This window comes from uncultured Flavonifractor sp., assembly GCF_944383115.1.
GTDB lineage: Bacteria > Bacillota > Clostridia > Oscillospirales > Oscillospiraceae > Flavonifractor.
On record NZ_CALWOJ010000027.1, the window covers coordinates 1 to 22348 of the forward strand.

At 58.0% G+C, this 22348-nt stretch carries 18 protein-coding genes, 1 tRNA gene and 1 pseudogene; 14 read left to right on the forward strand and 6 right to left on the reverse strand.

Translation table 11 applies throughout. The annotated features are described in order from the left end of the window. Together Q0K43_RS04760 and Q0K43_RS04765 are read right to left on the reverse strand one after the other, a co-directional pair. Positions 1-731, reverse strand: a 731-nt coding sequence (locus tag Q0K43_RS04760; RefSeq protein WP_297289419.1) for a hypothetical protein, incomplete at its 3' end; no start/stop codon positions are given. Between the two features lie 13 nt (positions 732-744). Then, complete coding sequence (locus tag Q0K43_RS04765) at positions 745-1386, reverse strand: hypothetical protein (protein WP_297289420.1); 642 nt, start codon at positions 1384-1386, stop codon at positions 745-747. 146 nt (positions 1387-1532) lie between these two features. Here Q0K43_RS04765 and Q0K43_RS04770 point away from each other — a divergent pair, with 146 nt between their 5' ends. Both Q0K43_RS04770 and Q0K43_RS04775 read left to right on the forward strand, forming a co-directional pair. After that, positions 1533-1706, forward strand: a complete 174-nt coding sequence (locus tag Q0K43_RS04770; protein ID WP_297289421.1) for a hypothetical protein — start codon at positions 1533-1535, stop codon at positions 1704-1706. A 33-nt stretch (positions 1707-1739) separates the two neighbouring features. Further along, positions 1740-1931 carry a hypothetical protein gene (locus Q0K43_RS04775; RefSeq protein WP_297289422.1) on the forward strand — a complete coding sequence of 64 codons (192 nt, stop codon included), beginning with the start codon at positions 1740-1742 and terminating at the stop codon, positions 1929-1931. Between the two features lie 97 nt (positions 1932-2028). On the opposite strand, the gene Q0K43_RS04780 is transcribed toward Q0K43_RS04775, so the two are convergent. Next, a complete protein-coding gene (locus tag Q0K43_RS04780) occupies positions 2029-2229 on the reverse strand; it encodes a hypothetical protein (protein WP_297289423.1) in 201 nt (66 codons plus the stop codon). A 165-nt stretch (positions 2230-2394) separates the two neighbouring features. Here Q0K43_RS04780 and Q0K43_RS04785 point away from each other — a divergent pair, with 165 nt between their 5' ends. From Q0K43_RS04785 to Q0K43_RS04805, 5 genes and pseudogenes are all read left to right on the forward strand, one after another. Beyond that, positions 2395-3795 carry a recombinase family protein gene (locus tag Q0K43_RS04785; protein ID WP_297289424.1) on the forward strand — a complete coding sequence of 467 codons (1401 nt, stop codon included), beginning with the start codon at positions 2395-2397 and terminating at the stop codon, positions 3793-3795. Between the two features lie 22 nt (positions 3796-3817). Further along, positions 3818-4672: pseudogene (locus Q0K43_RS04790) on the forward strand (nucleoside recognition domain-containing protein); the annotation flags it as partial. 102 nt (positions 4673-4774) lie between these two features. Further along, positions 4775-4851, forward strand: a tRNA-Arg gene (locus tag Q0K43_RS04795). A gap of 290 nt (positions 4852-5141) precedes the next feature. Continuing rightward, on the forward strand, positions 5142-6443 hold the full coding sequence (locus Q0K43_RS04800; protein ID WP_297289425.1) for a zinc ribbon domain-containing protein: 1302 nt from the start codon (positions 5142-5144) through the stop codon (positions 6441-6443). A 98-nt stretch (positions 6444-6541) separates the two neighbouring features. Then, positions 6542-7027, forward strand: coding sequence for a hypothetical protein (locus tag Q0K43_RS04805; RefSeq protein WP_297289426.1), 486 nt, complete (start codon positions 6542-6544; stop codon positions 7025-7027). A 135-nt stretch (positions 7028-7162) separates the two neighbouring features. On the opposite strand, the gene Q0K43_RS04810 is transcribed toward Q0K43_RS04805, so the two are convergent. After that, positions 7163-7369 carry a DUF7695 domain-containing protein gene (locus Q0K43_RS04810; protein ID WP_297289427.1) on the reverse strand — a complete coding sequence of 69 codons (207 nt, stop codon included), beginning with the start codon at positions 7367-7369 and terminating at the stop codon, positions 7163-7165. A gap of 214 nt (positions 7370-7583) precedes the next feature. On the opposite strand from Q0K43_RS04810, the gene Q0K43_RS04815 reads away from it, so the two are divergent. Continuing rightward, complete coding sequence (locus tag Q0K43_RS04815; protein WP_297289428.1) at positions 7584-10997, forward strand: hypothetical protein; 3414 nt, start codon at positions 7584-7586, stop codon at positions 10995-10997. A gap of 111 nt (positions 10998-11108) precedes the next feature. Here Q0K43_RS04815 and Q0K43_RS04820 read toward each other — a convergent pair whose 3' ends face one another. Beyond that, the gene (locus tag Q0K43_RS04820) at positions 11109-11594 is read right to left on the reverse strand and encodes a hypothetical protein (RefSeq protein ID WP_297289429.1); all 486 of its coding nucleotides are present in this window, start codon (positions 11592-11594) and stop codon (positions 11109-11111) included. Positions 11595-11624: 30 nt separating this feature from the next. Further along, positions 11625-13697: a hypothetical protein gene (locus Q0K43_RS04825; protein ID WP_297289430.1), complete on the reverse strand. Its 2073-nt coding sequence runs from the start codon at positions 13695-13697 to the stop codon at positions 11625-11627. Positions 13698-14261: 564 nt separating this feature from the next. On the opposite strand from Q0K43_RS04825, the gene Q0K43_RS04830 reads away from it, so the two are divergent. From Q0K43_RS04830 to Q0K43_RS04855, 6 genes are all read left to right on the forward strand, one after another. Further along, complete coding sequence (locus tag Q0K43_RS04830) at positions 14262-15626, forward strand: extracellular solute-binding protein (RefSeq protein ID WP_297289431.1); 1365 nt, start codon at positions 14262-14264, stop codon at positions 15624-15626. 22 nt (positions 15627-15648) lie between these two features. Continuing rightward, a complete protein-coding gene (locus Q0K43_RS04835) occupies positions 15649-17241 on the forward strand; it encodes a helix-turn-helix transcriptional regulator (RefSeq protein ID WP_297289432.1) in 1593 nt (530 codons plus the stop codon). Positions 17242-17409: 168 nt separating this feature from the next. Next, a complete protein-coding gene (locus tag Q0K43_RS04840) occupies positions 17410-17763 on the forward strand; it encodes a hypothetical protein (protein ID WP_297289433.1) in 354 nt (117 codons plus the stop codon). Next, complete coding sequence (locus Q0K43_RS04845; protein ID WP_297289434.1) at positions 17760-20180, forward strand: histidine kinase N-terminal 7TM domain-containing protein; 2421 nt, start codon at positions 17760-17762, stop codon at positions 20178-20180. Before Q0K43_RS04840 ends, Q0K43_RS04845 begins: the two co-directional genes overlap by 4 nt. After that, the gene (locus tag Q0K43_RS04850; RefSeq protein ID WP_297289435.1) at positions 20173-21603 is read left to right on the forward strand and encodes a hypothetical protein; all 1431 of its coding nucleotides are present in this window, start codon (positions 20173-20175) and stop codon (positions 21601-21603) included. Before Q0K43_RS04845 ends, Q0K43_RS04850 begins: the two co-directional genes overlap by 8 nt. Then, positions 21600-22217, forward strand: a complete 618-nt coding sequence (locus tag Q0K43_RS04855; RefSeq protein WP_297289436.1) for a response regulator transcription factor — start codon at positions 21600-21602, stop codon at positions 22215-22217. The genes Q0K43_RS04850 and Q0K43_RS04855 overlap by 4 nt, the downstream gene beginning before the upstream one ends. Positions 22218-22348 lie beyond the last annotated feature (131 nt).

Sequence of the window (22348 nt, forward strand, 5' to 3'; positions counted from 1 at the left end):
TCCACCTTCAATCCGCCGATATAGGCGGTCTTGCCGGCCAGGATCTCACCGGCCGCCGCCGTGGCGTCGGAGGTATCGACGTAATTGCCCGGAATTGCCTCTACAGTTACCGAGGACAACAGTTTACCTTCAGAAGGTGAGATCGTCTGCAAAGACTTAGTGGGCGCAGTGGTTTTGGTCTCCAGAGAGACAGACACGGCGCCAGCACCGCTATGGTAACCCTTGGGCACCGTATAGGACGGTTCAAACGCCGTCAGGGTTTTGGATACCGCGCCGTTATTCGCCATGGTTCCGGCAGCGACCTTGCCATCCGCAGTGACGATGACCTTGCCTGTAAGCACGTCTTCTGCCGCAGCCGTTACGCCGGACACATCCTGGTAGGTGGTCGGGATCGCTCCCACAGTCACGTCGGACAGGCCGTAATAGCCGTCGTCCGGAGTAATATTCTGCTGGCCTTTGGTGGGTGTTACGTTTTTGCTCTGCAGATTGTAGTTTCCGCCGCCCGCTACACCTGAAACGGTGCCGCTGCCGTTGTGATAGCCTTTGGGAATGGTGTAAGTGTCGCCCTCCTGAACCTGGACGGACACCGCACCGTTGTCAACGATGCTGTCTACCGCAACCGCCAGCTTGTCCAGATCGTCGCTGCTCTGAGCCAGGCCCAGTTCAACCAGCTTCGTGCGGATCGTGTTCCTGTCCGTCTGAATTCTTGTAATTTCCGTTGAAATGCTCATATCCCGTCTCCTTTCAAATAGTCCTTAACAGAATTTCAATGTTCCCCACCGTGCTGTATACCGCCGCAGAGGTAATGGGCAGGGTATTATCCTGCTGGGCATCTTCCGCCGTATCCACCTCCAGGGTATTTGTCCCGGTCACCTTCAGACCGTGACCGATCTGGTAGTCCATGCCGCCCCCGCCGCCCGGCAGGGGAATATCGCTCTCCTGGTATGCTCCCGCAGCCGGGTCATAGATGAGCCAGCAACCGTTTTCCCCCGGCATGGGCGGGTGATTGTTGATGGCAAAGATGTTCTGCTCAACCTGCGTAAACTCGCTGGGTACCTCCGGCCACTGCGCATCCCCAGACAGGCTCGCCGGCACATATACCCGGATCATGTTGGTATGGCGCACTTTCTCCCCTTGGGCAGCCCGCAGCTGCAGGGTATAGTAGCCGGGCAGGGCCAGCATCTCCGCCGTCAACGTGATTGCCAGGCTGTTTGCTTCCTGGGACAGGCCTATGATGTCCATGTTCTCGCCGGCTTGAACCAGCAGGTCCCAGGTCCACCCCTCCGGAATACTTCCCTCCACCCGCAGTTCCCGGGTCAGATTGTCGTACTGCCGGGCCAGTATCTCACCCTCATTTTCAATATGCCAGTTGTCAAACTTGATCATAGCATTACCTCCCACCCATAGGCGCCCACAGCCAAATGATGTATCTTTTCGTACACTAAGGCAAAAAATTACTTCTTTTCCCACCCAATTCATCCCTTTCAATAAGTGTGTTATCCGTGGGCAAACTATCAACGGAGGTGATTTGTATGGAATCCACTTACAGTGACAGATATGCCAACTTACAGGCGGACCCGGCTATGGAGGCCTACTTTTCCCAATTACCGGGCTATATCCAGGCCCAGATCCGCGCCCGCAAGCAGCAGCCTGCCACACTGGAGGATCTGCAACGCATGGCCAATGAGGTCAAGCAGCTGTTTTAAAACGCATCCACACACAGTTTCCGAGGTGATACTATGGCCAAGCAAGGCATGGCACGTCCTGACGTAACCCATACCCAGCCCCGCAACTCGGAGCCCCCTGTGCCCGAGATCAACGGCAAAGCAAAGCACAGGAAAGCCCGTGCAAACCCCATTATCGCCGGCACCTCCGGCCCTGACCTGAAGGTCTACCATCAAAAATCCTCTGCCTGTCAAGAGGAGCCATAACGCAGAAACGTCAAAGTACCGCCCCGAGGTAGGCGGTACTTTGACGTTTCTGTGTTTCAGCTCGCGCCAGCAAACAGCGCGGCCTCTTGTCGCCTTCTCAGGCCAGCCCGTTCTGCTCCCCAATGGCGTGTCCATCCTGGATAAAGCCCAGGATCATCCGCTGCACATCCTCCGGCAACAGATGGGTATCCAGGTATGCACCGAGATCCTCGCACACACACCCATCGGCCATGATGTGGGTGACCTTGACCTTGCTCACATCAATCACCAGCCGCCACCTCCCCTGGAAGATATTCATCGGACAGGCCCTCTTATAACGGCCTCCCCATTGTTTGGTTTATCAGCAAGCGCCCCGCTCTTTGCCGATAGGATGGTGGGTGGGTTTTGGAAGCGTACCATTGGGAGGCCTTTCATATACATCAAACCGGGGGAGGGGCAACATGCCGACAAAAGGAGGGGTTTCATGTCCAAAGATAACATGATGGTATTCGGCTATGCCAGAGTCTCCACTGAAAACCAACTGGAGAACTACTCCATCGAAGAACAGTCCGCCCGGCTGAAGTCCTACTGTGCCGCCAAAGGCTGGGCGCTGCTGCACACTTATGTAGATGGGGGATACTCCGGTGGGAATATGGATCGGCCTGCACTCCAGGCCATGCTGGCCCGGATACGACAGACCCATGTGGATGCTGTTGTGGTCTATAAATTGGATCGACTCAGCCGCTCCCAGAAGGATACCCTTACCCTCATTGAGGACGAGTTGCTGGCCCGCGGTATTGATTTCGTCTCCATTAATGAAAATTTTGACACTTCCACTCCCTTTGGGCGGGCCATGATCGGCATCCTGTCCGTCTTTGCGCAGTTGGAGAAGGATCAGATCACGGAACGTTTTACTATGGGCCGGATCGGCCGTGGAAAAGCCGGATACTTCCATGGCGGCGGCAACGCTCCCACCGGCTACAACTATGGGGGCGGCCTCCTCACCGTCAATCAATATGAGGCCATCCAGGTGCGTGAGGCCTTTGATCTGTTTCTGTCCGGGAAGTCCATCAACGCGATTTGGCACATATTATCCGCAAAATACATCACAAAATGGACGGCAGCCAAGGTCCGAAATGTGCTTAAAAACAGCCTTTATATTGGCAAAGTCCATTTTATGGGTCAGGAGTATGAGGGCGTGCATCAGCCCATTGTGGCGAAAGCCACATTTGTTGCAGCCAATCAGCTGCTGGCCAGCCTATCCCGGGCGCAGGCCAAAACCACATCCCAGCGCAGTCCGTTCCGGGCCGGATATCTGTTGTCCGGGCTGCTGTACTGCGGGCGGTGCGGCGCGCGCTATGCTGCAAATCACGGGTATTACAAGTGCTATTCCAGGGCAAAAAGCACTCCAAAATTTGTCATAGATCCCAACTGTAAAAATGACCATTGGGCGATTGCCGTTCTGGATGCTCTGGTATGTGGGCAGGCAACCGCCCTAATCTCCAACCCTTCCGCAATGGACCGCCTTATAAAGGCCTCCAATACTCCCAAGGCGGTACACCTGGACAAGGATCAACTGCGCCGCACCTGCGCAGATTTGGAACGGCAGATTGATCGCCTGCTTGGACTATATCAGATCGGTTCCATCCCTATGGCCTCCGTCGCCCAGCGAGTCAACGATCTCTCTGCACAAAAATCCGCTTTGGAGGCCCAGCTGGACATACCGGATGAAACGCCCACAGGCGGGCCTTACACGGCTGCTCTGGAGGATTACCGCCGCGGCTTTGAAGGCGGCGATACGGATCGACGCCGGGCCCTCCTGGCGGGCCTTCTGGAGCGCGTCATCATTGACGGGCAAACCATCCGCCTTTATTGGCGGATCTGATACCAGAAGCAAATTCATATACACCATGTGTATGGGATTTGGCTGCAATGCCGCCGGGGTGGTGGGCTGCCGCATTATTGACTCGCCCAGAGAGCGGCTGATCGCCATCCTGACCAACAGCTTCGTCCCCTGTAACGGACGCTTCCCCACGTTGATCGCTCTGATCACCATGTTTTTTGTAGGTACCGCGGGTGGACTGTGGCAGGGCCTGGCCTCCTCCCTGCTGCTCACCGCCGTCATTCTTCTGGGCGTTATCATGACGTTCGGCATATCCCGCCTGCTGTCCAATACCCTGCTGAAGGGAATCCCTTCCGCCTACGCCCTGGAACTGCCTCCCTATCGCCGGCCCAGGGTGGGGCAGGTCCTGGTCCGTTCGGTGCTGGACCGCACCCTGTTCGTTCTGGGGCGGGCCGCCGCCGTGGCCGCCCCTGCCGGTCTGGTCATCTGGCTGTGCGCCAACGTCACAGTGGGCGGCGCCAGCCTGCTGAGCTGGTGTACCGGCTTTCTGGACCCCTTCGGCCGACTGATCGGCCTGGACGGTACCATCCTGATGGCCTTTATCCTGGGCTTCCCCGCCAATGAGATCGTCATTCCCATTATCCTCATGTCCTACCTCTCCACCGGCGCCATTCAGGACTCCGGCAGTCTGGAGGCCCTGCGGGAACTGCTGGTCGCCAACGGCTGGACCTGGCTCACCGCCCTGTGTACCATGCTCTTTTCCCTGTTTCACTGGCCCTGTTCCACCACCTGCCTCACCATCGCCCGGGAGACCCGCAGCGTCAAATGGACTGTGCTGTCCATCCTGATCCCCACAGGGCTGGGCATGGGTCTGTGTTTTCTGGTGGCCACCGCCGCACGGCTGCTGGGCGCTGCATGAGCTGACTGCAAGCAAATATTTCTGCGCAAATTGAAATTATCTCTTTACAAATCAATGGAAGGTTGCTATAATAATCTGGCACGTTAAAAGAGCGTGCCAGACGCGCCCGTAGCGCAATTGGATAGAGCGTCAGATTCCGGTTCTGAAGGCTGGGGGTTCGAGTCCCTTCGGGCGTACCAAGAAGAAATCCTGTAACCACAAGGGTTACAGGATTTCTTTTTTGCGTTTTGGATATGGGCATTGCCCTCCGCTCCAAGGTCAGATGCGATGCCGCCCGGAACGGCATAGACATCGTTGATAAACCGGCCGATCTTTACTGCGGCAATTTCCCCAAAAGACTACCCGCTGCGGGTAGGGTGCGGAGCGCAAAAGGGCGCTACAATAAAATGAAACCTCCAATATGCAGGGAGGCGAGGGCAAAAAACGGTTAGGATCTCACCCACCAGACGGCAGCAGATAGGGGGATTCCATGAATATATTGACAGCATTGATTATCGCGGCAGCGGCCTCTGTACTCTTTCTCCTTTTCGTGGTGGGCATAGTCGTCTACCACAATTTCTCCCAGATATGCTCGCCTGAAAACGCAAAAAAGGCCCGGCTTAAACGGCTGCTGACCCAGGAGAGTACACCGCTGCACAGCTCAGGGCTCCGCCGGGAGATTCGGAAGGCTTTCGAGCGGGTCCTGGTACCCCTGAGCAAGGCGGACAATGGTGCCCTCCCGGCAAGAATGGACAAGACCTTTCGCAGCAATATGGAGCGCCAGCTGGAGCTGCTCCGGCAGCGGAAGCTCTGCCGGGATATTCGTCTGACCGATGTCATCCCGCAGCCGAAAAACGAATTCACCCGCTGGGAGGATGACGGCAGAGAGTGGCGGGAATCTGTCCTGGAGTGTACCGCCCTGGAACGCTATGTTCCGGCGGAGGGAGGCGATCCCGTTTATGAGATCTACCGCCCCAATGCCTATGCCCATATCCTCCAGTCCAGGCATGTCCGCAGCGCGGACCGGAAAGCGGAAAAGAATAGCTACTACGCCGGCCAGGGCAAGATCAGCTGTCCCTCCTGCGGTGCGCCTCTGGAACTGGGCAGCCAGCAGGTGGTCTGCCCCTATTGCGGCGGCACGATCCATAGCGATTTCTACGACTGGCAGACCGAGACCTTTGCACTGTACGAGCCGGCCAGCAGCAACCCTTTCCTGGTGCTGACGATCCCCACGGTGCTGCTGTTCTTGTGTCTGTTCCTCAGCCTCTGGCTCATTCCGGACATGGAGGCGGCCCTGGGCGCAGGCGTGGGTTCCGCTCTGATGATTTTGGTGCTGGCGGTTGCTGCTCCCAGTCTCCGGGCACGGCGGCAGAAAAAGCTGGGGGCGCAAGTGTGCAACTATTCCGAACACTATCTGCGCTCCTGTATCGCCCAGGCCCTGCACGATGAGGGGGACAGCCCCCATCTGATGGATCGCAGCGTGGGTACCCTCCTTTTGAAAAACGTGGTCAACACAGATGACACCACCAGGATCACAGTCCGGGTACAAATCAGCGAAACCTATCTGCCCCTTGGAAAGAAGCCCTATAGAAAAACATACAAACGTACCCTCACCATGCACCGGGCGCGTTATCCTGAAAGGCGAAAGGCGGACGGTGCGTTCTTCACGGAGAAGGAATGCCCCTCCTGCGGCGCCAACTTCGTTCCAGACGAACACCACTGCTGCAGTTTTTGCGGCTATGCCCTTCAGCATGATCTCTCCAAGTGGGTGATGGAGAAGGCCCGACCCTGAACGAAGGGCCGCAAGCGAACAAATGCCAAGAGTGCTTTGATTTGTATTGTGAACGTTCGGTACCGTATAAATAAGGATGAAAGAAGGAGAGAACAAACATGATGGATGAAGTGAAAAAATGCGTGGACTCAAGGACCAAATTCCTTGACGAATACTTTACGATTCCGGATGATATGCAACATGAAGTGCAGACGTTTATCACGGATATCACTTTACTTGGTGACGCCTGCAGCAGTGCGACAGAATTTGAGGAAAAGTTCGTATCCGAAGGTCTGTCAGACAGATTCAATGGGATTTTACCGAAATGCACGCCCAAGCCGGTAAAAATGACAAAGGAGCAAAAGCAGCAATCAAGAACAATCACCAAAGAGATGCTGGTGGAAAACCGGGAGGAGCTTCTCAGCGATACTGTGGATTATGTCGCCAACAGAGGCGTGAATGATCTGAGGGACAAAGCCATAGCAGACACGCGAAAGACAATGATCGAAGAAGGCACGATGTCGGACTATACAATAGCAAAGAACTATATTGAAGATGGCACCAGGTTTGTCGGCTTTTTAAAACATAAATTCAAGAAAAAATAGGGGTCTCTATCAGTATCAAAGCGCAGAAACAGGTCTGAAATCCTGCAATTTCAGACCTGTTTCTGCGTATGTCATCCTATTTTTCAGAATGTCCTGCCCCAGCAGTCATGACTGGGCCGTTTGTGCAAAGGGGCCCTATTCCCCGGATGTCTCCTCCTCTTCGTACTGGCTGAGTTCGATAAAGTCATCTCTGGAAGATCGAAAACCCCGTCTGATATAGTCGTGACCACCGTCCACACTACAGCAGCCACAGGAGCAGGTCACAAACTCATGGCGGGCGGTGGATTCAATGATGTCGCCGCAGTGTTTGCACTGAATGGCATTTTTGATGATGCGGGTCATAAAGCATTCTCCTTGTCCCTTTTTGTTATCTATTCTCTGTCTGGGGAGTGGACGCACATCCCCAGAGCTTCATATGGGCCGTTACATAGCCGTAGAGAGCCGCCGTCGAACCTTGACGCTCTCTGCTTTCTTTGCTACAATTTTTTGGAGAAAACTGGAGCTGGTCCCTGACGTCACAGGCCGTGGAGATCTCCAGAGAAAAGAGGGAAACGCTATGCCAAAGGCTGCAGCGCAGTGGGCTGCCTTTCGAAGTCAGAAGTCCGACCGCCCCCGTGCGGTGCGACAGTTCACTGACCGGACAAACTTCCGCCAGGCCTACTACAAAATGGTCAACCAGGCCTTCCGGGAGGACTTTGTCCGCGCCTATGTGGTAGACTACTACGGGAAAGGTGGGGCAGGCAAGTCCGCCCTGCTCCGGCGGCTGGAGGAGGAACTGCTGGAGGCTACCCCGCCCCCCTCAGATGTGGCGGAGCAGGACTGCCTGGAGGCCCGGGAGCGGGTTTACAAGGGGAAAAAGCGGGTGGCCGTCCTGCGGGCAGACTTTGACGACCCGGCCCTGAGCAGCCCGGCCAGTGTACTGATGCGCTTCCGGGAGCAGGTGCTGGCCCAGCTGAAAAACGCCGCCTTTCCGCTGTTTGACCTGGCGGTGGTCCGCCTGTCCCAGAAATACGGCAGGCGGCTGCCGCCGGATGAGGAGCAGGCCCTGATCTCGGACAACCCTGTCATCTCCTTTGCCCTGGATGTAGTGGGGGATCTGATGGGAGCCGGCATGGTCATCAAGGGGGTTCAGACCGCGGCGCAGCTGGCTCAGGGATTGCTGCCCACCCTGAACGGCATAAAAGGGGTTATCCGGCGGTGCAACATGGAGATCTCCCAGATGGACGCCCCGGAGCTGGAGCGTCGGCTGCCCCTCTACTTTGCAATGGATCTCAATGCTATGGGGCCGGCGCTGGTACTGGTCTATCTGGACACTTATGAGAAGATGTACTCCCGAGGGGAGGGGGCGGGCCTGTCCACCGGCTTCCGGGAGGATTGGCTTACCGGCCCCTGGGGACTGGTTCCTAATCTGGGCAACGCCATCTTTGCCGTAGGTGGACGGAACCAGCTGGATTGGCCCGGACAGCTGAACCAGCCGGAGGGAGATAAGGTGGCGCTTTACCTGGACACACATATGGTGGAGGGTCTGGAGGAGGAAGACAGTATCCGCTTTCTCCAGAGCTGCGCCATCGAAAACCGGGAGCTGTGCGCAGAACTCCACAGGATTTCTCAGGGCCAGCCCCTCTATCTGGACCTGTGTGTGGATCAATACGAGGCCCTGTCTCCCCAGGAGCAGGCTGCCGCCACTGCCGATCTCTTTGGAAATACCCCGGAGGCCCTGGTGGAGCGGCACAGCCGGTATATTCCCGATGACCTGAAGGACGCCCTCTATCTGCTGGCGACTATGGGCCGCTGGAGCGACAGTCTCTGCCAGCAGTTGAGCCAGGAGTTTCCCCTTCTGGACCCGGACAGCAGCGGTTATGAGCAGCTGACCCACCTCTCCTATGTGCAAAAGGAGGGAGATTGCTGGTCAATGGACCGAACCGTGGCCGCCATCCTGTCGGCGCACAGAACCTCCGGCCTGCGGCAGAGGCTGATCCGGGCGCTGAATACCTTGGCAGAGCAAGCCACACAGTCCCTGTCTGCGGAGACAGCGGATATTGACCCCCTGGATTTGGTATGGCAGGCGGTACAGAATGCCCTACCTTCCACCGGAGAGAGTCCTGTACCGGAGAAGGAACGACAGGCACTGTTTCGCAGCCGCATGAAGCAGGCGCTGGATGCTTTGGCGGCGGAGCGATCCCACATCCCAACCAATGGACAGCTGCCGGCAGATGCCCTGAATACCCTCCGGGAGATGGCCCGGCGGGCTCTGGAGCAGAAAAAGCTCTTCTTTCCGGAGGAGCTGGAAAAGACAGCCCGGCAGATGGAGGCTCGGGCCCAGGCACTCTATCAGGGCGGGGCCGGCGATCTGCACCAGGCCCTGAACTGGCAGGAGGAGGCGGTGGAACTCTGGCAGAGCCTGGGCGTATCCTTTGCTCACCAGCTCCTGGCGAGCCAGGCCGCTCTGGCGCAGCTCCGGCTGGAGTACCTGTACGTCACAGGCGGCCTTCTGACCCGAGACAAGACCGGCGCCAGTAAATTTGACGCTGAGGACGCCGAGAAGGGGGCGGAGCTGAACCTGCAGACCCAGAGAGAGTGGCAGACCCTGATCGACTTCTGCGAGGCGATCATTCAGCGCTTCCCCTCGGAGCCGGCGGATGCGGACAAGCTCCCCCTGGCCCGTCTATGGGCGCAGAGGGCCAGGGCGGAGGAGGTTCTGGAGCGGGACGCCTTTGAGAGCTGGGGGGCCGCCGCACGGCTGGCAGAGGGCCGGGATGAGATGCTCTGGTACGGCGCGCTGATCTATCAGAGCTATCAAAGCATGATAACACGCAACATCCGATTGGGTCCTGTGGAGCATCAGAAGAACTGGGAGCTGAGACGCTCCTGGCTGGAGCAGGCCTGGACAGGCCTGCGTCCGCTGGCGGAGCGGGACCGCCGCTTCCTGCCCAAAGCCCTTCTGGCGGCGGACCTGTTGTGCCAGTGCCTCGATTCCCCTCCTATTGGGTATCCCACCGATGCAAAGGCACTGGAGACTGTGGAGGACTGGTTGAGGGCCCAGGACAGTCATCTCGCCGGGAAGGAGAGCCTGGATACCCTGCGGGACTGGAGAGATTGGTTCCAGGTTTCCAGGATGTATTTTTTCCTATATAGTGCGCCCAAGAGTATGGAAGGGGACTCCGCTCAGCGTATCCTGTGGTCCGTGGAGCGCCTGCAGGAGCAGATCAACGGCCTGGAGCGCATCCTGGGCCGCGAACACCCCGAGGTGCTGCTGGTCCGCCGCATAAAGGCCGGTTCACAGGCCTTCCTTATGCGCGATCCCTACGATGATCCTTCCAGGGATGGCGAAATGAATCAGGCGCCGATGGAGAGTCTGCCGGTCTCCCCGGGATACAGGCCGGACGAGGCGGAAGCGTTCCTGCCTGAATGTAAGGAGCTGGCGGAACTCCACCAGAGGGTCATGGGCAAGTGGTATCTGGGCACCTGTGAGGCGATGGACATCCTGGCCGATGTCTATGAGAAGACCCTTCACCCGGAGGATGCGGTGCCTCTGCGCCAGACGCTATGGAAGTATTATGACAGATTGGGAGAGAAAAAGGAGAGCAGAGATCAGCAGGATCGGCTTATCGACGATCTGAAGCTGGCGGGACGATGGGGTGCAGCCATTGACCTCCAGAAGCACCGCAAGCGTCTGGCCGAGCGGGAGATGGATGATCAGATGGCACGATCCAAACTGGTTCATCTGTATTTGGCCCGTCTGTGGCAGGAGGAAGATCCGTCCAATAAAAAGGATATTCTGGATGCCCTGCTGGAACTGGACAGGGAGAAGCACCTTGTGAACAAAGCTCTGGAGAGCGCCATTCAGTGGTGCCGGGAACAGGGCGGGAACGATCCGGAGCTGTCCGAGCGTGAGGAACAGCTGTCCCGGATTTTAGAACAGAAAGATCAGCCTGCTTACGCAGGGGAAGAGATATGTGAGGATATGTGAGTCGGAGGAAATGCTCACATTTTGAGGGGAGCAGGGTGCACGCTCCTTCTTCTAATTGGGAAAGAAGGCGTTGGGGAATGGATTCCCCAGCGCCTTCTGCTTGAAACGGGATCAGCGGCTGCTGTCCAGCGCGCCGATCAGGCACTGAACCTGGAGATATCCGCTCTCAACATTCGGAGCCGTCCGGGCGCAAAACAGCGCCATTTGCTTCCCGCTGAGATGCGCGGTCAGTGCCTCGGCAACCTGCTCGACCTCCTCCAGCTGGATGTCGGCGCAGGCAGTCACCCGAAACAAAAGCCGCATGGATCCGCCAAATTCAGCCTGTGCCCCAGCCGCGGCCTTCTCCAGCTCCCTGCACAGCTGCCCGATGGCCACCTTTCGGTTGCCCCCGCGCCAGACAGCCTCCTTCTGGAAGAAGCGCAGCGTTCCGGGCTGACGCAGCAGCTCTGCAATATCCTTTGGCTCCAAAGGGAGCAAGTCCGTATCATCCTGCCGAGCAGCTCCGTAAAGCAGATCCATTGCCTGTATCTCGGTCTTTTTATCTGCCGGCAGGAAATGAATCTCATATTCGTGTCCAGAGTATTTCATGTCCGTCACCACTTCCATCCTGTTTTTCAGCGGGGATACTTAGTACACCACAACACACTTTGCGTCAATGAAGTTGGAGATACACATTTTCGCGGCCCGGATCAGGCACTCCTCAAACTTAGGCGTCAGGGGAATGGAGGGCGCCGTGAAATAGGTGTCCTGCAGGTACTGCAGCATATCCTCAAACCTCTTGTACTCGTATCGGAACCCTTTGCACTTCTCAAAGCCCTCTTTATAAGCCTCCTGGCCCAGGATACGCGCGGCCTGACGGCCCAGGTTCTGCTGCGCGGTCAGATACTTCAGCAGATCCTCCTGGAACGCCGCTGTGTCCTCCTCGTTTGGCAGGAAACCGTCAAACTGGAACAGCATCTTCTTTCCATAAAGCATGGCGTAGTTTCGGATTTCCTGTACAAAGTAGGTATTGATGTTCTGGAATCCGTTGTTGTTTGCAAACACGACCGACTTGTGGACGTTGCCCGAATCGCACCACTTACGGACGCAGGCACGAACCGTGGAAGCGTACAGCTTCAACCCCTTGCACTCCACCAGATTGTTATAGAGGGCAGGGATGCTCTGCTCCCCAGACGCTGATATGCTAAGGGCGATCTTTTCTGCAATGCCTTCGGTCACCCGGTACTTAGGGCCCTTGGCTGCGATCTGGGCCGTGAGATCGGATAGAAACGCAGGGATGGCATACTCATAGCTGATCTTGTGCCGTGCCAGAACCTCCTCCATCTTGCTTTCAGGGTCCAACAGCAGCGCAGACCGGTATACCCCCACGATTCTGGGCTTCTTTTTGGAAGCGTTCAACGCCAGAGCATTCTGATACTGTTCCACGACTTTGTTCTGCCGCTCCAGCGCCAGCGGGAGCATCTCCTCCCAGTCAATGGAGTTCCGGGACCCGAAGCGGCCGCCTGTGCCGGTTTGATTGGCAGTCACTTTCAAATAGGCATCCCAACGCGTGAACAGGACGTAGATCTCAATATCGCGGTTCACCGACTGAAGCATGGTGGTGACCGCCTCATACCCATCTTTGGTGGTTTCGGTGACCTCGGAATTGGTGACCAGGAGCAGACGGTTGCTGTGATACTGGGAGAGCAGGTCGATGATGCGCTCAGACTCGCCCGTGATCTGGGCGCCGGTGGAGTGGAAGAGGCCTTGGGTATCGATCAACTTAACACAGTGGATCTGGCTGCCGCCCGCCTCCGCGACGGTCAGGGTGTCCTTGCGAGGTACCTCAAACATACGGTCCGCACCGCGGTAAATCAGTGTGATGTTGGACAGCAGATGCTCCTTGGAGCCATTCTCGCTCTTCAGCAGCGTGTAGGCGATGGCGCTGCCGCGCTGCCCGTCGGAAGTGGGTGCGTCATCCGCATCCAGCACAACCGTAAAGTGATAGTTTCCCTCCGGACGCTCGTTCACATAGGCGCCGGCGTCGCTCAGCGCATGGCGAATTTCTTCCGCTTCGCGGTTGATGCACGATACAGCGGCATCCCAAAATTCTGTGATGAGGGGTTTCAACTTCTCCCGGTTGGAGAGGAGTTCGATAAAGGTTTTAAGCCCCTCCTGACCCTTTTTTGTGTCTTTGGCCTGCATTTCATGGTAGACGGCCATCACATCATCCACAGCGAACCGGGACAGGAGTTCCAGTAGGCTTTTCCGCTGCGCTCCATCCATATCCTTGAGTTTGTAGGCCAGGGAATCGTTTGCCGGATGCTCCAGGGCGTAGGTCATGGCAGTGGACAGCTTTGCCCTGTATTTTTCTTCCTCGGCGCTGCGCTCATACTCCTTCGCCGCCGCGTACAAAAGGCCGCCCAGAAAGTTGTTGTCATCACCGCAATCCGCCGTGGTCTGACAATGGACATCCGCCGTCATGATCAGACAGTCGTCGGGAATGTCCTTGTGGTCGGTGACGCACACAGTGGTGGGGGTCAGGCTCCCCTTGCCATCTGACTCCCGCATGGCAAGCAGACACTTCACGATATCAGACTTGGCACACTCGGTCGCGACCGTTGACTTGGCGCTTCTGGTGGGGCCAATCAGGAGAATGGGATCTCCCTTTCCCTGGACCTGGCGAATGGCGTCAAACAGCTGCGCAGACATCGTTTTCATAATAAAACACCCTCCGTTCTGAAAATGAGAACAAAAAAACTCTCCCGATCCATCAGGAGAGTAGAAGGTGAAACATAAATGCAAAGTACACTTGACCATGTGTACAACCATGTCAATATTGTGTACCAAGCAAACTACTATTCAAACCCAAACTCTGTCCCAATGCATCATACGCCTTTCACCATCTATGAAAGACGCTGCGAGAACTTTGTTCGCTGTGAGCTTACCACATTTCCCTCCAAATGTCAATAGTAAGTTTGATGATATTTAAAAATTTTTGTCCGGCGCGCCAGGACCGGGAGATTTTCTTTCCGAGATACCGGAATCTGTAGGCAGCCGATAAATGCCCCATTGAGAGGAGGAAGAGGCGGCAGACTTGTAATGTATCCCAGCAGCCTTTATAATAATACTGAAACGAAGCATTTCCAGGTTGGCTGCATACAAACTACCCGCAGCGGGTAGGGACGGAGACAAAAACCTGTGCTATACTGAAAGACAACAGCTTTTATCAAGCGGAAAACAGAGCATCTGTGATATTCCAAAAACACGAGGGGGGATGGCTCTATGAAACACAGAAATTGCATTTTTTTGCTGCTTGCCGTGTTGTTGCTCTGTGCGGGCTGCTCCAACACCGCAAAAAAAGAAGAAACGCCGACCACCATTACGGTCTGGCACGTCTATGGCGGGCAGGCCGATTCCCCTCTCAATGATCTGATCGATGCGTTTAACCAGACCGTGGGAAAAGAGCAGCAGATCAATGTACAGGTTACCTCTGTGTCCAACACCAATACCATCCACGAGCTGGTGCTGGCCGCCGCCAACGGGGAGCCGGGGGCTCCGGAGCTGCCGGACCTTTTCGTCTCGTATCCCAAGACCGTGATGGCCCTGCCCGATGACAGCATTCTGGTGGATTACCGGGACTACTTCAGCGAGGAAGAACTCTCCGCGTTCCTCCCGGCGTTTGTGGAAGAAGGGGTCGTCAATGACCGTCTGGTGGTCCTTCCCGTGGCAAAATCCACGGAGATCATGTTCATCAACAAGACCATCTTTGACCGCTTCTCTCAGGCCACCGGCGTGACGCTGGAGGACCTGGACACCTGGGAGGGACTTTACAGGGCCGCGGAGATCTATGCAGACTGGACCGACGCTCAGACGCCGGATATTCCCGGCGATGCCAAGTCCATGTTCGTCCATGACTACTACTTTAACTACTTCCAGGTGGGGGCGGAATCTCTGGGCGAGGATTTCTTCCAGGGTGACGGACTGGCCTTCGGTCCTGCATTCCGGACGGCGTGGGAACCGCTGGCCAGGGCTGCCATCCAGGGCGGTGTCTGGCTCCAGGGCGGTTACGCCACCGCGTCCCTCCGCACCGGCGACAGCATCGTCAGCGTGGCCTCCTCCGCCAGCATCCTCTATTACAGCGATGTGGTAACCTATCCCGACAATACGTCCGAGGAGATCACCATCATCTCCCGCCCCTGTCCGGTGTTTGAAAACGGGGATAAGCTGGTCATGCAGCGGGGGGCGGGCTTCTGCACCGTGCGCTCCACCCCGGAGCGGGAACGGGCCGCCATAACCTTCCTCAAGTGGCTGACCGAACCGGAACACAATGTGGAGTTCGTGACCCGAACAGGTTATATGCCGGTGACCCAGGCCGCATTTGAAAAACATCTGCCGAAAGCCATTGAAGAACTGGAGAGCCCCAAATATGCCTCTCTCTATCAGGCCTATCTGGACACCCAGGCCAGCTATGAATTCTATGTACCGCCCCAGCTGGAGAGCTATCTGAGCCTGGAAACGGCGCTGGAGGACCATGTGCGGGCCCAGCTGTCTCTGGGCCGCCAGGATTATCTGGATGCCGGAGAGACCGGGCTGGAGCAGATCAGCGCCGACCGGCTCCAGGTCTTCCGGGAGATCATGGAGCGATAATACAAGGAGAGGAGGAATCGCCGTGCTGAACAAGCTGAAGGAGATCCGGGCTCTGAACGCCTTTGTCAAAAAGCAGAGCGTGGGGATGCAGCGCAAGCTGATGCTCTACTGGGTGTCCATGATCCTGGTGGTCTTTGCGGCGGTGATCCTCCTTCTGTCCATTGCCGGAGTCTTTTCCCAGAGCGATGAGCGGCTTCAAGAAGTGATGGAGCTTCACTTGAAAAACACACAGGATAACCTGGTGGCTCACCTGGATCGTCTGACCGCCCAGAGCCTGAATCTCTCCAAGGAGCTGAGCCGTGAGATCGAAGCAACGCTGATCCAGGATGGCATCTCGCTGCAGCAGGTTAACGATGACCCGGAGCGGCTGCTGAAGCTGCAGCAGATCATGTACCCACTCATCAATGCCACCCTCCAGGCAGCCGACTGCAATGGGGTCTATGTGATTTTGGATGCCACCACCAACACCGCCCTGGCGGGCGCAGACCACTCCAGGAGCGGGATCCATCTGCGCTATTCCAACCTCAGCGCCAGCAGTCCGGTGACCCCTACCGTGGTCTACTTCCGGGGCATCCCGGATATCGCCCGGCAAAAGGATCTGGAACTGCACAACCGATGGAATCTGGAATTTGACACCGATCAGATTCCGGGCTGCCGGGAACTGATGGACGCCACCCTGGACCGGCCTGCCCAGCGCTACTTCTGGTCCCGCCGCATTGACCTGAAGGATACCTGGGAATCGGCCATGCTGTTATGTGTTCCCATCGTAGGCAGCGATGGGACCGTATACGGGGTCTGCGGCGTGGAGATCAGCGCGCTGTACTTCCAGCTGTCCTATCCGGCAGCGGATGGGCAATTCGGCTCCGCCGTTACCGTGCTGGCGCCCCTTCAGGACAGCCGTCTCCTGCTGTCTGAGGGACTGGTGGGCAGCGTCAGCGGCACCTACCTGGACGGGCAGGAGACCCTGGTCATCCATCAGGGGCGGTACTATAACGAATATGACACGGGTACCGAGCGGTATATCGGTCTGCATCAGATCATGCCCATATCCAGGGGTGAGGCAGAGGATACCGCTTGGGCCGCCGCCATCCTGATCCCCCAGGACAGCTATGCAGCATACACCGCCGACATACAAAAGGCATGGGTCATGGCAGCTCTGGTGCTGCTGCTGGTGCTGCTGGCCTTTTCCTTCTTCCTGGCCCGGAGCTTCGTCCGTCCCATCACCGACAGTCTGAAGCGGTTCCAGCAGGACGAGCTGCCGGAACAGAGTCTGTCCTCCGGCATCTCGGAGGTGGATGAACTGGCGGAGTTTCTTAACGCCCGGGCACGGAACCAGCGGCTGGAGCAGGGGGAGCTTCCCCCCAACATCGCGGAACTGTTCGACCAGTTTGTGGTGCGGAAAGATCTGCTGACAGAGTCAGAGCGGAACATCCTCCGCTACTACATCGATGGGCATGAGATCGCGGAGATCCCGGATCTGGCCTTTATCAGCATGAGTACAGTCCGCAAGCACAACCGGAGCATCTACGAGAAGCTGGGGGTCGCCTCCCGGGATGAGCTGATGCTCTACATCGATCTGCTCCGCCGGTGCGGGAGGCTTCAGGAGCTGTTCTGAAACCAGCCCCACAACATGGCAAAGCGCACAAAACCATTCCTGTGGTTTTGTGCGCTTTCTCTATTATCCAATGGATACCTCTTGCAAAAGGTGGGAAAAAGTATCTGCCGGACCATATACGCACGCCCCTGCTCCTGCTATAACAGGAGCAGAAAGGAGGCGCGCCCTATGACAAGTTTGTTGTCCAGCCATCTGGAGGATTGCTCCACGCCCCAATATTTCTGCTTTTCCGTTCGCTGCGAGGTGTGCGGAGAATACTGGTACAGCAGCAGCATCCCTTTTTCCAAAGCGGCACAGGCAGCCCAGTGCCGTGAAAAGAAGGAACTCTATGACGCCATTTACCAGCGGGAGAAGCTGCGGGCCCGGGAGGCCGCGGGGCAGGAGGCCCGGGAGCGATTCAGTCAGTGTCCCGTTTGCCGGCGTCTGGTCTGCGACGCCTGCTTCCTCATCTGCGATGAGATGGATCTGTGCCGGGAATGCGCCGGGCGGATGCAGGAATTCGGGGAGCCGGTGGCGCCATGAAAAAGCGATGGTTGCCCGCTCTCCTGCTGTGCCTGCTGCTGAGCGGATGCAGCGCGGCGGCCTCCGGAGGGTATTTGATCTCCGCAGCGGAGGGTTCCGAAGCATACAGTGAGGCGCTGCTCCCCTTCCTCCCCGGATATGCGCTCCGGGACGGGGAGGATACCCTCTACGCGGAGGTGGCCCGGGGCAACGCCGTGGCCTGCTTCGATGTGCAGGCAGTACCGGCCATGACCCGCGGTGTGGGCCGGTACTGGTATCCCCATGTGACGGCCACGGTGGTCCTGGCGGTGGACCGCACCCGGACAGATGCGGTCATCACCGGCTGGAACAGCCTTATGGAGAGCGGGGTCCCCGCCGGTATGAGCAGCTTTTCCGTGATCCGCAATATGCTGGCTATGGGCGCCCTGTCCTACGGACTGGACTGGAAGACCCCCACCAAGCAGGACGCCCTGAATTACCTGGAACAACTTCATCAGAACGGCGGATTCGAGCTGGACGGGTCGGACGCTCCCGTTTTGATCTGTCTGGACTGTGAGGCTGCCGCTTGGAACCGGAACGGAGGAAATTATGAGATCATTGTGCCGGAAGAAGGTACCTTGTCCTACCGCATAGGGCTGCTCTCCGATGTTCCGCTGACCCTGGAGCCGGGGCTGGATGAGGCTCTGCTGTCCGCGGGCCTGCCCCTGGCGGGCGGAGAGAGGCCCCCCGGCTTTCCCGCCGATTACCGTGTGGCCCGCACCCTGGAAGGAAAAGACTACGACCGGTTTCTGGCCCTCGCCGGGGACAGCAGCCGGGATCTGCGCCGGCAGGTGTTCCACACCCGGCTCTACACCACGGCCGATATGCGGGAGCATATTTTATCCGCCCTGCTCATCGCCGCTGTCATACTGCTGTGGAAAGGCACGGTGTCCCACCGGATGATCCGCCACGATGTCCGCCGGGTGGTGGTGATGATGAGCTGGCTGATGGTGGGGTGGCTGCTGCTGCGCCTGCTGAAATATCAGCTGCCGTCGGAAGGAACTCTGTGCCGGATGTGCTGGTATGGCTACTATCTCTTTCAGCTGGCCCTGCCGGTGGCGCTGCTGTACCTGACGGAGATCCTGGACCGGGCGGAGGGGAAAAAACGGCTGATGAGCCCCCTGTGGCCGCCCCTTGTGGTATATATCCTCTCAGTGGGGCTTGTAATGACCAACGACCTCCATCAGCTGGTCTTCCGCTTTGTACCGGGTGGCAGCTGGGCCTCGGATTACCGCTACGGCCCTGGATTCTGGGCAATTATGGCCTGTTCCCTCCTGTTTCTGGCATTCGCCCTCTGGAATCTGCTCCGCAAGGGGAGTAGGAGTTCCAGCAGGAGAGGCCGTATCCTCCCGCTGCTGTTCTGCGTTGGCCTGCTGGCCTACCTTGCCGCCTATATCCAGCGGGTGCCGCTGGCATGGGAGAGCGATGTTACGGTCAATATTTGCATCCTGTCAGTTTTGTTCTTTGAAACGGTACTCCACGGGGGGCTGATCCCGGTGAATATCCAATATCAGCGTCTGTTTGCGTCCGCCCCCATCAGCCTGACGCTGCTGGATGAGGATGGCCGCACCGTTCTCTCCTCCCCCGGCGCCCGCCCCATCTCCCGCTCGGTTTGGCAGCGGCTGCGTACGGACATACAGCAGCCTCTGCTGCGGGACAGAGATACCCAGCTCCACGCAATTCCCGTCCGCAGCGGTATGGCGGTGTGGCAGGAAGATCTGTCCCAGATCAACCGGCTGCGCAGGGAGATCCAGGACGTGCAGACCCGTCTGGAGGCCGCCAATACCCTGCTGCGGGAGGAGGGCGAGGTGAAAAAGCGCCTGCTCACCGCGGAGACCAACCGGGCCCTGTTTGAGCAGCTGGATCGTGACATGGAGCGCCGCATCACATCGCTGGTACGCCTGATTGAAACTCTGCCGGAAACAGAGCAGTCAAAGGGCCTGACCGCTTATATTACCCTGTGCCTGTGTCATATCAAGCGCAGATGCAACCTGTTTTTCCTGGCCCGCCAGGGAGAGCCCCTGCCCGGTGATGAGCTGAGCATGTATCTGGATGAACTGGCGGAGCTGGCCCGCTATGCGGGACTGCAGACCCTGATCCGCTGCGGACAAAAGGAGGGGCTGGAGATCCGCAGCGCGTCGCTGTGCTATGACTTTGCCTTTGAGACCATAGCCTGGGCCCTGAAAGAGAAGGCCTCTCCGCTGATGGGATACCTGGAGACGGAGGACGCCCGCCTGGTCTTCCGGTTCCTTCCCGGTGGCGATCCCGGACGTTGGCAGTTTTCGGAGGACCTGACGGCAGCGGTAACCGCCCTGGGCGGACAGATCGTCTGCAAGGATCTGGACGACGCCTTCGGGATCTGTATGACGATACCCCTGGGAGGTGAGGCTTGTGGCTGAGTTTTATCGCTTTCCCCATTGGGTACTGACCACCCTGGTGATGGTGGCGGCGGTGTGCATCGTGCTGCAGACCCTGACCGTCTCCTACAGCATCCGGCGTCTGCCTGCCGGTTGGGGCCGCAGGATGGAAAACGGGATGGAATGCGCTGTCCTGGCGGCGCTCTTCCTCTTTGCCGCCCTTCTGGGGCAGGTGCAGTACGGGCTGTACGGCGGTTTTCTGATGCCCAGCGCCTATGATCTTGCCCGGCAGGTGGTATTTCTGCTGGCTGCGGGGTTGGGGACTGCCGCCGCCGTGGGGACAGAGCTGATCTGGCCTTTTTTCGTCATCGGCGGGGCGGCGGTCCTGCTGCCCGCCACAGAACAGATCACAGGGCCGGCGTATCCCTTCTTTTTTATGGCCGCTCTTTTGTATTTTCTGCTGCGCAGCGTACATATCTGTCTGCTGCGCCGGCAGGAGCTGTATACCCGCCTCTCCTCCATCTCCATTAAGGAGGCCATCGACACCCTGCATACCGGGCTGCTGTTCTTCCGCCGGTCGGGGGATATCCTGCTGTGCAACCGTCAAATGGATGGACTGGCCCGACAGCTGAGTGGGCAGCCTCTGCACAATGGCCTGGCATTCCAGCAGCTTCTGGAAGGCGGAGAACTCCACGGCGGCTGTGTCCGGGAGGTCCTGGGAGACCAGCAGGTGTTTCGCCTTGCCGACGCCTCTGTATGGAGCATTTCTGCCCACGAGATTTTCATGAGAAGACAGACTCTGATTCTGCTCACCGCCGACGACGTGACGGAGCGGTGGGACGCGGTGACGCTCCTGGCCCGGCAGAACCAGGCCCTGGAACAGCGGGGCCGGGAGCTGCGCCACACCATCGAGCATCTCCAGGCCATCTGCGAGGCAGAGGAGATCGCCCGGAGCAAGGGCCGGGTCCATGATCTGCTGGGCCAGCGCATCAGCCTGCTGCTGCGGGCCATGCGGGACGGGCAGCAGCCCGACGAGGCGCTGCTGATGGACTTTGCCCGCAGCCTTCCCACGGCCATGCGGGAGGACGGTACGCCCTCCCCCGCCCGCCGTCTGGCGCTGCTGCGGGAGACCTTCCGGGGCATGGACGTGTCGGTGGAGGTACGGGGGGCGCTGCCGGAGGACGGAGAAGTGGCGGACAGCTTTGCCGAGATCGCCGTGGAGTGCGTCACCAACGCTGTGCGCCACGGCTATGCCACCCGCATCCAGTTCCACCTCTTCCACAACGACTGCTGGCGCATGACGGTCACCGACAACGGCATCCCCCCTGCCGGACCCCTCCGGGAGGGAGGCGGCATCGGCGGAATGCGCCGCCGTGTCGCCCGGCTGGGAGGCAGCATGGAGCTATACACCGCCCCCCGGTTCCGCATCGAGCTGTCAGTACCAAAGGAGGCTGAGAAAACATGACCAAAGTGCTGATCGTGGAGGACCACGCATCCATGCGGGAATCGCTGACAGCGGCACTGACGGCGGCGGGAGATTTTTCCGTGGTGGGGGAAGTGCCCAATGCCGACTATGCCCCGGACTTCTGCCGCCACCTGTGCCCTGATCTGGTGCTGATGGACGTGTGTACCGAGGGGGGCGCCTCCGGCCTGAAAGCGGTGGAGGACATCCGCAAAACTGATCAGGCAGTCAGGATCATCGTCATGACCGCCTTTGACGAGATTACCTATATCCCCCGGGCCAAAGCCGCCGGAGCCAACGGCTTTATTTATAAAAGCCGGAGCCTGAACGACTTTCTGGAGGTGGCCCGGGCGGTGATGGCGGGTGAGAGCCGTTTCCCTGAGCCCAGGACCATTCCTCTGCCCCAGGGGGAGGCCCCCCTCACCGACCGGGAGATGGAGGTGCTGCGGCTGATGTGCAAGCACATGACCAATCAGGAGATCGCCCGGGAGCTGTTCATCAGTGAAAACACCGTGAAGTACCACAAGATGAACATGCTGGGCAAGACCGGCTTTTCCAAGGCGGTGGATCTGGCCTTCTATATGATCTCCAACGGCTGGATCAATCCGCTGTATTAAATGTATATATCCCAGAAATCCACCGGCAAACGCCGGTGGATTTTTTTGTTGTGAGGTGAATTATACTATCAAGTGCAACACTTTAGGAAAATAAAAAGAAGTTCATACAGAACCCTGGTAGAATGAAGTTA